The 12,621-nt window shown below is 59.9% G+C and carries 6 protein-coding genes and 1 other RNA gene; 5 read left to right on the top strand and 2 right to left on the bottom strand.

The features are described from left to right. Nucleotides 1–79: 79 nt before the first annotated feature. Nucleotides 80–427 carry an RnfH family protein gene (locus AB5Y82_RS03025; protein ID WP_058059898.1) on the bottom strand — a complete coding sequence of 116 codons (348 nt, stop codon included), beginning with the start codon at nucleotides 425–427 and terminating at the stop codon, nucleotides 80–82. Further along, the gene (locus AB5Y82_RS03020) at nucleotides 420–854 is read right to left on the bottom strand and encodes an SRPBCC family protein (protein ID WP_005334496.1); all 435 of its coding nucleotides are present in this window, start codon (nucleotides 852–854) and stop codon (nucleotides 420–422) included. The genes AB5Y82_RS03025 and AB5Y82_RS03020 overlap by 8 nt, the downstream gene beginning before the upstream one ends. A 169-nt stretch (nucleotides 855–1,023) precedes the next feature. Here AB5Y82_RS03020 and smpB point away from each other — a divergent pair, with 169 nt between their 5' ends. The 5 genes from smpB (at nucleotide 1,024) to fdhF (ending at nucleotide 12,474) form a co-directional block, all read left to right on the top strand. Then, nucleotides 1,024–1,512, top strand: a complete 489-nt coding sequence (smpB, locus tag AB5Y82_RS03015; RefSeq protein ID WP_005334498.1) for an SsrA-binding protein SmpB — start codon at nucleotides 1,024–1,026, stop codon at nucleotides 1,510–1,512. Between the two features lie 166 nt (nucleotides 1,513–1,678). Next, nucleotides 1,679–2,038, top strand: a transfer-messenger RNA (tmRNA) gene (gene ssrA, locus AB5Y82_RS03010). A gap of 295 nt (nucleotides 2,039–2,333) precedes the next feature. Beyond that, a complete protein-coding gene (locus AB5Y82_RS03005; RefSeq protein ID WP_368173633.1) occupies nucleotides 2,334–6,578 on the top strand; it encodes a transporter substrate-binding domain-containing protein in 4,245 nt (1,414 codons plus the stop codon). After that, complete coding sequence (locus tag AB5Y82_RS03000) at nucleotides 6,571–7,782, top strand: EAL domain-containing protein (protein ID WP_005353540.1); 1,212 nt, start codon at nucleotides 6,571–6,573, stop codon at nucleotides 7,780–7,782. Before AB5Y82_RS03005 ends, AB5Y82_RS03000 begins: the two co-directional genes overlap by 8 nt. Before the next feature lie 480 nt (nucleotides 7,783–8,262). Beyond that, on the top strand, nucleotides 8,263–12,474 hold the full coding sequence (gene fdhF / locus AB5Y82_RS02995; protein ID WP_368173632.1) for a formate dehydrogenase subunit alpha: 4,212 nt from the start codon (nucleotides 8,263–8,265) through the stop codon (nucleotides 12,472–12,474). Nucleotides 12,475–12,621 lie beyond the last annotated feature (147 nt).

Below are 12,621 nucleotides of genomic sequence, written 5' to 3'. Positions count from 1 at the left end.
TCCCTTCGGCCAGCTCACCGGCTAACGGGATCAAAAAAAGGCGCCACGGCGCCTTTTTTCTGCAAGAAAGACCTGAGCACTACTCGCGGAGCTTGCGATGCACATCGGGGCGACCACCGGTCACGCTATCGGCTCTCCCCTCCTCTTTGGCCTTCTCGGCCCGCTTTTTGCGCATCTCGCGGGGATCGGCGATGAGCGGGCGGTAGATCTCGATACGATCGCCGTCGTGCAGCGGCTCGCTCCCTTTCACCGGGCGGCTGTAGATGCCGAACTTGTTGACCGACAAGTCAATCTCGGGGTGCTTTTGCACGATGCCGGACTGCTCGATGGCCGCCAGCACGCAGGTCTCGGGCGCCACCCGCAGAGCAATCACCGTCTGCTGCTGCGGCAAGGCATAGACAACCTCGATATTGAGCTGGTCAGACACCGTAGACCTCCTTCGCCCGGTTGGAGAAGGCGGAGACCATGGAGCTCACCAGATCGCGGAATACCTGACCAAAGGCCACCTCGATAAGCTTGGAGGTAAACTCGAAATCGAGATCAAACTCCACCTTGCAGGCATCCACATCGAGCGGGGTAAAGGTCCACCAGCCCGCCAGCTTGCGGAACGGGCCATCCACCAGTTCCATCCTGATCTGGCGGTTCACATCCAGCTGATTGCGGGTAGTAAAGGTCTTGGCAATCCCCGCCTTGGCCACATCGACCGACGCCATCATGTAGTCATCGCCAGCCTCGTGGACACGGCTGCCGACACAGCCGGGCAAAAACTGCGGGTAGGCATCCACATCGTTAACCAACTTGAACATCTGTTCTGCACTGAACATCACCAGGGCACTGCGCGTAATTCGGGGCATGGCTTTTCCTCATCCAATCGGCGCGATTTTATCACCATGTTTAGGGTTGTGGAGGTAAAACCTCAGCCAAACCGCTCAGAAAGCCACCACTTGACCTGCTGCGCGTTTTACAGCCGTCCCTGCCTACGTATAATACGAGCCTCCTAGTCATTGCCGGAAATCGCCCGTCATGAGCAAAAAAAACAGTAAAAACAAAGCCGGGTCCAGCACCATTGCACTCAACAGAACCGCGCGCCACGAATACTTCATCGAAGAGAAGATCGAAGCGGGTCTGTCCCTGCAAGGGTGGGAAGTCAAATCCCTGCGGGCGGGCAAGGCCAACATCAGTGAAGCCTATGTCATCTTCCGCGATGGCGAGGCCTATCTGTTCGGCTCCAGCTTCCTGCCACTGCAAGCGGCCTCCAGCCATGTGGTATGTGACCCGACCCGCACCCGCAAACTGCTGCTGAGCCGTCGTGAACTCGACAAGCTCGAAAGCCTGATCGCCCGTCAGGGCTACACCATAGTTCCCCTCGCCCTCTACTGGAAACAGTGCTGGGTCAAGGTCGAGATCGGCCTGGTGAAGGGCAAGAAAGAGCACGACAAGCGCGAAGATACCAAGGCCCGCGAGTGGGATCGGGAAAAAGCCCGCATCATGAAGAACAAGCATCGCGGCTAACCTGCTACTGGCAGGATCAGGACGTCAGTTCACCTTTCCCCGGCGCAGCTGGCTCTTCAGGCTCAGCTGCGTACAATAAATCGACAAACAGACTGGCTGCCAGAGGGAATGGGTATCAACGCCTTGCTATGACAGCATTTTTGCGTACAATCGCAATTAACAACTTGGGGCTGATTCTGGATTCGACAAGATTCACGAAACCCAAGGTGCATGCCGAGGTGCGGTAGGCCTCGTTAATAAACCGCAAAAAAATAGTCGCAAACGACGAAAACTACGCACTAGCAGCTTAATAACCTGCATAGAGCCCTTCTACCCTAGCTTGCCTGTGTCCTAGGGAATCGGAAGGTCATCCTTCACAGGATCGTGTGGAAGTCCTGCTCGGGGCGGAAGCATTAAAACCAATCGAGCTAGTCAATTCGTGGCGTGTCTCTCCGCAGCGGGTTGGCGAATGTAAAGAGTGACTAAGCATGTAGTGCCAAGGATGTAGTAATTTTGGACGGGGGTTCAAATCCCCCCAGCTCCACCAAACGTTTGGAAAGGGCCACCTCGCAAGAGGTGGCCCTTTTTATTTGTCCATGTCCATGTTGTTTACCGATATCAAACTGGTTGGATTTTTTTCCAATATCCCCTTGAACTGGCCTTTGGCAAAAAAAAATCAGGCGCATCACCGCGCAGGCTTTATCATCAGGTTGCCATCCCGATACTAGCCGGACTCACAGCCGCACATTGGCATGTCGTGGCCCAATATTGAGTAAATTGATGTTGGCCGCTGCATTTTAATGCACTTACAATATGCGCCCAATTCTGTTGGATTCCTTCTGATGCTCCGCCAATGTGATCGTCTATTCCTGTTTCTCCTGCTACTGCTCTGGGGCGTGGCGGCGCACGCCATTACCAGTCTGAATGAAGACGAGTTTGATCTGTCTGAGCGCGCCTGGCTGTCATCACACCAGGAGCTGGTCATCGGCATGCCGATGATGGGTGACCCTCCATACAGCTATAAGGATGCAGATCAACGCTTTACCGGCCCAGTCCCCGACATCGCGCAGCAGATTGCCAGAACGCTCGGGTTGACCCTGCGCTACAAGGTTTACCCCTCCTACATGGATGCGCTGTCCGGACTTGACCACGGAGCAATCGACATACTGGTGAACGACCAGCCAAGCGAACAGTGGCGATCCAATATTGTCTCCCTCCCGTTTTTGCTCTCCATGCCGCGCGGCGTGCTGCTCAACAATGGCAAAACGAAGTTGTCACGACAGGATGCCCATGGCTTGCACTGGGTCTGTGTCACAGGAGTCAATGCTTGCAGTGAATTGAAAAAACTGGGATTTCCCCGTGTGACCGAGGCAGAGAGTCGCAGCGAAGCAGCCTTTATGCTCAAAAAGCGCATGGCTGACGCCTATCTTGCCGACATGCCGTCACTGGTGATGGTGAGAGATCAGCATCCCAAGGCTGGCTTCACCATTGCCACTCCGGAATGGGTAAGCGGCACGTCTCTCTCTATCAATATGCACAAGAGCGACCCGGCACTGGTCAGCCTGGTGAGCAAGGCATTCAACGAGATACCGGTTGAAGATCGTCGTCACATGCTGGCCGCCACTACGACTAGCCAACATGCGGACTCAGGAGCGGTGAAGTCTGTGCAGTTTACCCCTGAGGAGCAGGAGTGGCTCAACCAGCATCCTGAGCTGACTTATGGCGTCTCTCCGGACTGGACCTCCATGAGCGAATTCAATTACCGGGGCAGGCTGGTCGGTTATGTGGCGGACCTGATGGCGCTGATGCAGCAAGTCTCCGGGCTGAAGTTCTCTCTGGTTCGCACCAATAGCTGGGGTGAAACCCAGAATATGCTGAAGCTGCGGCAGATCGATTTTATTCCGGCCATCTCCCCCAACCACGACCGCGGCCAGTTTGCGCTGTTCACCCCCGGCTATCTGTTTGTCGATCGGGTCGTTATTGCTCCCAAAGGCAGTACCGATATCACCGATCTCTCACTGCTGCGAGGGAAACGGGTCGGCATGGTGCATGGCTCGCTGGATAAAGATCTACTGACCCACATCGGCGCCCATCCGGTAGAGGTCAACAATGACAACCGCTTGCTGGAGCTGCTGGACACGGGCGATGCCGACTACGTGATGGTCACCCTGCCATCCATCAACAAGCGGGTGAGCGAACGCTATCAGGTGGTCTATGCCGGCAAAGACTTGCGCCTGCCGGTCGCCATGGCTACGCGCAAAGATCCCATGCTGCAGCGGATCCTCACCAAGGTGCTCTATTCGATACCGCCGGAGGAGCTCAATAAAGTGGAGAGACGCTGGCTCTCCATGAGCGTGCAGACCGGCATCAATAGCGAAACAGTGCTGTTCTGGTTCGCAATGGGCGGCGCGGCAGCCACCCTGCTGTTTGCCCTGTTCTGGGCCTGGAACCGCACCCTGAAACGGGAGATCGTGCAGCGACAACGGGCCGAGAAGACACTCAATGAGCAGTTGGTGTTCGTCCAGACCCTGCTCGACTCCCTGCCCAATATGGTGGCATTGCGGGATCACGAGCATCGCCTGACCCTCTGCAACCGGGCATACCGCGAGCTGTTTATCGGTGACGGATCCGCAGGAGATGGCTGGGGTTATATGACCGAGGACGAGCGGCAACAGATGCTATGCGAGGAGCGTGCGGTCTGGGAAACCGGCGAGAGCTTCCAAGGATCGGGTTATACCCAGCGCGAGGGGGATATTCCCCTTCACGTGGTCTACGTCAAGTTGCCCTATCGCGCAGCAGACGGCGCGATTCAGGGGGTGCTGACGGTATTGACCGATGTCAGTGCCCTCAAGGCCGCCGAAAACAAGGTGCGAGAAGTGGAGGGCAGGCTGCGGGACATCACCGACAGCATGCCGGGTCTGGTTTATCAATATCTCTGGCAAGGGGCCGGCAAGGGGAAATTCCTCTATCTGTCCCAAGGAGCCAGCGACATTCTCGGGATGACCCATCAAGAGTTGATGGCAGCCGAGTCTGGCGGCGTGATCCTCGGCTTGAACGATGAGGCGTTGGCAACCTTTATCGATAAGGTGGCCAAACATGCGCAAACCCTTGAGCCGCTCGATATGGAGGTGCTGGTGCCCTCTGTTCAGGGGGAGCGCTATATCCAGATCCGCGGCAACTTTGTGGCGCAACAGGGCCATGATCGCCTGCTCAACGGCGTGGTGCAGGACATCACCGCCATCAAGCAACAGGAGCATGAGCTGCGTGAGGCGCGCGCCGCGGCCGAGCAGGCGATGCAGGCTCGCAGCCTTTTTCTGGCCACCATGAGCCATGAGCTGAGAACCCCCATCTCGGGCATGCACGGCATGCTGGAGCTGCTGCGCATGAGCGAGCTCAATGATGACCAGCGCTATCTGCTGCGCAATGTGGAGAGCTCGGCCAACCACCTGCTCTATCTGGTCAACGATATCCTCGACTTTTCCAAAATCGAGGCGGGTCAGCTGCACCTCAATCGCCAATCCTGCCGTCTACAACCCGTGGTGTGCGATGTGATCCGCGGCCATGCCGCACTGGCCTACAGCAAGGGGCTGAAGGTCACGCTCCAGTGGGAGGATCAACTCCCCGACCTGGCCGATATCGATCCGGTCAGAGTGGGCCAGGTGCTCTCCAATCTGCTCAACAATGCGGTGAAGTTCACCGAGCAGGGCGCCATTTCGATCCAGGCCAGCTATCACGACCAGCAGCTGGTTATCGCGGTGACGGATACCGGCATCGGCATCGCCGAAGAGAAGCAAGCGCAGCTCTTTACCCCGTTCGAGCAGGTGGAATCCGATATCAATCGCCGCTTTGGTGGCACCGGTCTGGGCCTGGCCATCTGTGATCAGCTGGTGAAGAAGATGGGCGGCACCCTGACGGTCAAGAGCCAGCTCGGTGAAGGAGCCTGTTTCCGCTTCAGCATCCCGCTGCTCAATGTCCTGTGGGAACCACCCGCACTGGCGGGCAGCGAATGGTGGTGGCTGGGTAGCAATGCCGCCTTGCAGGCCACCATGGCACGGCTCGGCGCCCGGTTGATCCCCCTCGATATCCACCAGCTCACCGCCGATCTCGACGGTCTGCTGTTGGCGGAAGAGGCCGCGCTGGAGTCCAGCATGGGGAGCGATTGGCACACCTTGCTACAGTCCGGCACTCTCAAGGGGATCATCCTCTCCCCCCGCGAAGCGTTGCGGGGGCGCATGGGCTCGGAGAACTGGTGGCGCCTCGGCCAATCCCCCCTCTATCCGGATCTTTTGCTCGAAAGCTGCCGCGAACTGATCACCGGGCGAGCCGTGACCACCCATGCCGCCAGCATCGAAAAACTGGGCGGGCGGGTGCTGGTCGCCGATGACCATCTGGTCAATCGCGCCCTGCTGACCCGTCAGCTGGCGATTCTGGGGGTGGAGTGCGAGGTAGTAGAAGATGGCGAGAAGGCATTGCGCGCCTGGCAAACCCGGGATTTCGCCCTGCTGATCACCGACTGCCACATGCCGCACATGGATGGCTACACCCTGACCCGCCGCCTGCGGGAACAAGGGGAGCAGGCCCCCATCATCGGCGTCACCGCCGATACCTCGGAGGAGGCGGCAGCCAATATGACGGCAGCCGGCATGAACGGCATGCTGTGCAAACCCTATTCGCTGGAGTCACTGCGCCAGATGCTGCTGCGGTGGTTGCCCGCGACTACGATCACAGAGAGAGTGCCCGCACGACAGGCCATCAATCTCGACATGATCGGTCGCTGGCAAGATCTGTTTGGCGATGAAGGGATTGCCAAAAGCATGGCAAGGGAGTATCTGGCCTCCAACCGGAAAGATTGCCACGCTATGATGAGCGCACTCTCCTCCGATGATAGCCAGGAGCTGGTGGAGATCGCCCACCGCATCAAAGGGGCAGCCAGAATGGTCGGGGAGCTCTCCCTGGCCGAGCAGGCGGCGCAACTGGAATCGGCGGCCCGCCTCAAACAGTTGAGCGAGCTCGCGCTGCTGACACAGAGAGTGGAAGAACAGATGAACAATATTGAACGTGAAATGGGATTGTGGCTCGATGAGTAGAACGGCAGACGAGTTGGTCATCATGGTGGTCGAGGATCACGGGTTTCAACGCAAGACCCTGATGCACCAGATCCGGGCGCTCGGTTATCAGCAACTGCTGGAGGCCGCAGACGGCATCGAAGCCCTGGCGCTGTGCCAGAGCCACACTGTCGACATCCTGTTCTGCGATCTGCGGATGCCCGGCATGGATGGCATGGCGCTGCTGCGCCGCCTCTCGCTGGGTGGCTTTCGGGGCGGCATCATCCTCTCCAGCGCGCTGGAAGATGACGTGGTGGAGGCTGTGCTGCGCATGAGCGCGGCCTATGGGCTCCATGTGCTGGGTCGCATCGAGAAACCCTCCAGCCCGCAGCGGCTGCGCCAGTTGATCGACTCCTGGGCACCCAAGTCGGCCCCCTCGGGCAAGGACGATGGCCTCGTCCTCTCGGTGGACGAGCTCAAACGCGCCCTCGACAACGACCAGTTGCTGCCCTGGTATCAACCCAAGGTCGGCTTTGCGTCCGGCCAGTGGGTGGGGATGGAGGCGCTGGCCCGCTGGCAGCATCCGGAATATGGGCTGATCTCCCCCGGCATGTTTATCCCGCTGGCGGAAAACAACGGCCTTATCGACCAGCTGACCGATGTCATCATTAACAAGTCGCTGCAGGATTGCCATCTGTGGGGCCAGACCGGCCTCTCCCTCAATCTGTCGATGAACCTCTCAACCACCTCGCTGATCGAGGGAGATCTCTGCCACTTCCTGATCAACCAGTGCCAGCGTTGGGGCGTCAATCCCGAGCTGATCACCTTGGAGGTGACCGAAAGCTCGTTTGTCGAGGATATCGGCAAGGCACTGGAGGTGCTGACCCGGCTGCGGATGCACGGCTTTGGCCTCTCCATCGATGACTTCGGCACCGGCTACTCCTCGATGCAACAGCTGGCGCTGCTGCCCTTTACCGAGCTCAAACTTGATCGCTCGTTTGTCGATCGCTGCTATGCCGACCCCTCCCGTCTGGCCATCATAGAGTCGAGCATCGAGCTGGCACGCAAGCTGGGGCTGAAATCAGTCGCCGAAGGGGTGGAAGATGTGCAGACCTGGCAACTGCTGGCCAAGCTGGGGTGCGATATCTGTCAGGGCTTCTTTACCGCCCGCCCGATGCCGCGCAGCGAACTGCAGCACTGGCACCAGATCTGGCAAGCCCGGCTGCCCACCCTGATATCCGGCTGATCTCCTGCGACCAACCCTTTGGGCCAACAGTGCGCCGATCGGCAACGTGAATGGCCGCCTTGGAAAAGGTGGCCATTTTCTTTATCTAGGACTCGCCACTCACGCATGTCCGCCCCCTCTCCAGCAACCTTCTATCCAGCCGAGTGCCTTCAGCAAAGTCACCATTTATGCAAAATAAGTTGCATAACAAATGGTGCTACTGGCGGATCACACCTACCGCGAGCGAGAGCAGCCTCTCTTCCACCAGACGCATAAACTGACAATAAGACAATGAGTTTCCTGCTGTAACAGGAATGATTCTCAACGATGCGCCGAGCCGATGAGGTAGACAAGACAACCTGAAATCGTTTTCCCTTTTGAACAATAAGCTGTCTAAAATCAAATAAAGTTGTAAATAATCTTTGTTATGGTGAGCGTATAACAAGCGGCCTCCTTGTCGCTTCCCCTGCTGGCTCCGCCAGATGCAGCATTTTCTGCGCCTTGAAACCGAGTTATGACGCCATGCTCACCATCACCCTCGATGGAGCTCAGTTGACGGTTGACCCGACCCAGACCCTGCTCCAGATAGCAAAACAGCACCAGATCGACATCCCCTCCCTGTGCGGTGACAACACCAACGGCCCCAAGACGCCGTGCGACCTCTGCGTGGTGGAGATTGCCGGGCTCGGCATCCGGCGCGCCTGCGAGACGCCCCCCGAGGCAGGAATGGTGATCACCAGCCAAAGCGATGCCCTGCGCGTACACCGCCAGCAGGCGCTCGGCCGCATCCTCTCGGACCACTACGCTGATTGCGAAGCCCCCTGCCAACGCGCCTGTCCGGCCGGGGTGGACATTCAATCCTATCTGCATCACATCGCCATGGGGGAGCACGAGGCGGCCATGGCCGTCATCAAACAGACCCTGCCTATGCCCCTCTCCATTGGCCGGGTCTGCCCCGCTTTCTGTGAGGCCGAGTGCCGCCGCGCCTTGGTAGATGAGCCGCTCGCCATTCGCCACCTCAAGCGTCACGCCGCCGATCTCGATCTGGCCGAGGTTGCCCCCTATCAACCGGCAAAGAAGCCCGCCAAGGGCAAGCGGGTGGCCATTATCGGCAGCGGCCCGGGCGGCCTCACCTGCGGTTATTATCTGGGTTACGAGGGGTTCGAGGTCGATCTGTTCGAGGCGATGCCCGAAGCGGGTGGCTGGCTGCGCTACGGCATCCCTGAATACCGGCTGCCCAAGGCGATCCTAGATCAGGAGATCGACCTGATGTGCCAAAGCGGCATGCGGATCCACACCAGGCAGCGGCTGGGCAACCAGATCACCCTCTCGGCACTGTGCCGCGACTATGATGCGGTCTGTCTGGCCGTCGGCGCATCCAAGGCGGTGCCGATGGATTACCCGGGCAGCACCCTGGCCGGTTGTTATCTCGGGGTCGATTACCTCAAGGATCAGATGCTCACCAAGCGGCTCACCACCGGCAAGAGGGTTGCGGTGATCGGGGGTGGTAATACCGCGATCGACTGCGCCCGCACGGCGGTGCGCCTCGGCGCCGAAACCACCCTTATCTATCGCCGCACCCGCGCCGAGATGCCCGCCGAGGCATATGAGATCGACGAAGCGGAGCACGAAGGGGTGCGCTTTTTGATGCTCACCAATCCGGTGGAGAATCTGGCCGATGAGGCTGGTCGCGTCTGTCAGGTACGCCTCGAGAAGATGGCTCTCGGCGAACCGGACGCCTCCGGCCGCCGACGCCCTGAGCCCACCGGCGAGTTCTTCCTTGAAGAGTTTGATACCGTGATTGCGGCAGTGTCGCAGCAGCCGGATCTCAGCTTTATGGAAGGGGAGCCCCTCACCCTCCCCTTCACCCGCTGGCAGACGCTGGAGTCCCATCCCGAGACCATGCACAGCGGCCACGGCAACCTGTTCGCCATAGGCGATCTGCGCCGCGGGCCCGCCACCGCCATCGAAGCGGTCGCCGATGGTCGCAAGGCCGCGCTGGCCATCGACCAGTTCCTTCACGGTGACATGATCGATCCGGTTCGCCCCTTCAACGCCTGCAAGGCACCCACACTCAAGCAGGTCGATCCCGCCCAGTTTGCTCACCTGAAAAAAGTCGCCCGCAGCATCATGCCCCATCTGGCAGAGCAGGATCGCGAGGGCAGCTTTGCCGAGGTGGAGCGTGGTTTGAGTGATGCCGATGCCCGCAGCGAAGCCAGCCGCTGCCTCGAGTGCGGCTGTCAGGCCAACACCGATTGCGCACTGCGCGACTACGCCACCGAATACAAGGTCGATCAGAGCGCTCTCGATACCAGTCAATGCCAGAAGTTTGCAGTAGATAGCAGCAGCGAATTTATCGTCTTTGATGCCAACCGCTGCATCGGCTGCGGCCAGTGCGTGCAGACCTGTGGTGAGCAGGCGGTACAAGGGGTGCTGCGCTTTGCCAAGAACAGCGATGGTACCCTCTCGAACCGGCCGCAGTTCGACACGGGACTCTCGATGGGCGACTCCCACTGCGTGCAGTGCGGCGCCTGTGTACAGGTCTGCCCCACCGGCGCCCTGGTGGATGCCCGCGACAAGTCGCAGGGGCGCACCGAACTGCTCACGCCGGTCAATACCATCTGTACCTACTGCGGGGTCGGCTGCGGTGTCACCCTCTACGTCGATGAGGCGCGTAACCGCATCCGCTATGTGGAGGGGAATCGCAACTCGCCGGTCAATCAGGGGCTGCTCTGCGTCAAGGGGCGCTTCGGCTTTGACTTTATCCAGAGCGAGGAGCGCCTCACCACGCCGCTTGTCCGCAAGGATGGCGAGCTGGTGCCCACCAGCTGGCAGGAGGCCATTGAGCTGGTTGCCAAGCGCTTCACCGCCCTGCGCCAGCACTATGGCAGCGATGCACTGGCGGGTTTCTCGTCAGCCAAAACCACCAACGAAGAGAACTACCTGTTCCAGAAGTTCATGCGCCGGGAGCTTGGTACCAACAACGTGGATCACTGCGCGCGGCTCTGCCACGCCTCCACCGTCACCGGGCTGGAAGCGTCACTCGGCAGCGGCGCCATGACCAACGACATCCCGAGCATCGACCACTCGGATCTCATCTTCATCATCGGCTCCGACACCTCGGCGGCCCACCCCATCATCGGATCCCATATCAAGCGGGCAGTCACCACGGGCAAGGCGCGGCTGGTAGTGGCCGATCCGAAACGGATCGAAATGGCGGACCACGCCAGTCTCTATCTGGCCCACCGCCCCGGCACCGACGTGATGCTGCTCAACGGCCTGATGCAGCAGATCATCCAGCACAGCTGGCACGACAAGGCCTATATTGCCGCACGAGTGGAAGGGTTCGAGGCGCTGCAAGCAGAGGTGCTCTCCCCGGCCTATGCACCGGACAAGGTCGCCCTTGTCACCGGCGTACCGGCCGAGCAGGTGATCGAGCTCGCGCGCCTCATCGGCACTGCCGAACGCACCGCCATCTACTACTCGATGGGGATCACCCAGCACACCACCGGCCACGACAACGTGCGCGCCATCGCAAACCTGCAACTGCTGTGCGGCAACATCGGCATCGAAGGGGGCGGCATCAACCCGCTGCGGGGCCAGTCCAACGTGCAGGGAGCCTGTGACATGGGGGCGCTGCCCAACTGCCTGCCCGGCTATCAGAAGGTGGCCAACCCCGAGGTTCATGCCCGCTTCGCAACCGCCTGGCAGCAGCCTGACTTGCCGCGCACGCCCGGCCTTACCCTCACCGAGACCATAGATGCCGCCTGTGCGGGCAGCATCAAGGGACTCTATGTGATGGGTGAAAACCCGGTGTTGAGCGATCCGGATCAACATCACGTCATCGAAGGGCTCAAGCAGCTGGAGTTTCTGGTGGTGCAGGATATCTTCCTCTCCGAAACTGCCCAGCTGGCCGATGTGGTGCTCCCCTCCTGCTCCTTTGCCGAGAAGAGTGGCCACTTCACCAACACCGAGCGGCGGGTGCAGCGCATCTCCCCCGCCCTCAAGGCGCCGGGCGAGGCACGGGAGGATTGGTGGATCATCCAGCAGATTGCCAATGCAATGGGCGGTGATTGGCGCTATCAGAATGCGCAGGAGATCACCGCCGAGATCTGCCGGGTAACCCCGCAATACGCCGGCATCCAGTGGGACAAGGTGGGAGCGCAAGGGCTACAGTGGCCTTGCAACGATGCGGCGCCCGAAGGCACTCGCCTGCTCCACGGCAAGCAGTTCACCCGCGGCAAGGGGGAGATGGTCGCCACCCCGTTCCGCTATGCAGCCGAACTGCCCGACGAGACCTATCCCATCGTGCTCACTACCGGCCGCCTGCTGGAGCAGTTCCACACCGGCACCATGACCCGCAAGACCAAGGGGCTCGACAAGCTGGCTGGCCCGCGGGTGATGATGAGCGTGGCGGATGCGCAGCGGATGGGGATCAGCAACAGCGAGCCAGTGAAGGTCACCAGCCGCCGCGGCCATATCGAGCTGCCCGCCTTCGTGACCAAACGGATGCAACCGGGCGTGGTCTTTATCCCGTTCCACTTCGCCGAAGCCCCGGCCAACCGGCTCACCATCAATGCCACCGACCCCCACGCCAAGATCCCCGAGTTCAAGGTGGCAGCGGTGCGCATCGACAAGCTGGAATCCTCATCGCAAGCTGGAGAGCTATCCATGCAGAAGGAGCCAGCCAAGCTAGACATCGAGGTTGCCTGAGGGGAATAGCAAAACCTGCGTAGCCGCCTGCCGGGAGGGTTGGCCCGCTGCCCCTTCCCCTTTGGGTTGCGATAGCAAAAGAGGGGGATGAGAAGGGTCACCAGCCAGAAAGCACAAAGGGTTAGCTTCGATGAGAAGCTAACCCTT

Origin of the sequence: Aeromonas sp. s13, assembly GCF_040907905.1 — a bacterium.
GTDB lineage: Bacteria > Pseudomonadota > Gammaproteobacteria > Enterobacterales > Aeromonadaceae > Aeromonas > Aeromonas veronii.
This window is presented reverse-complemented; position numbering and strand designations above follow the sequence as displayed.

Coding starts and splice junctions, on each gene's coding strand:
- AB5Y82_RS03005 (WP_368173633.1), top strand. CDS start 2,334: ATGCTCCGCCAATGTGATCGTCTATTCCTGTTTCTCCTGCTACTGCTC.
- smpB (WP_005334498.1), top strand. CDS start 1,024: ATGAGCAAAAAAAACAGTAAAAACAAAGCCGGGTCCAGCACCATTGCA.
- AB5Y82_RS03020 (WP_005334496.1), bottom strand. CDS start 854: ATGCCCCGAATTACGCGCAGTGCCCTGGTGATGTTCAGTGCAGAACAG.
- AB5Y82_RS03000 (WP_005353540.1), top strand. CDS start 6,571: ATGAGTAGAACGGCAGACGAGTTGGTCATCATGGTGGTCGAGGATCAC.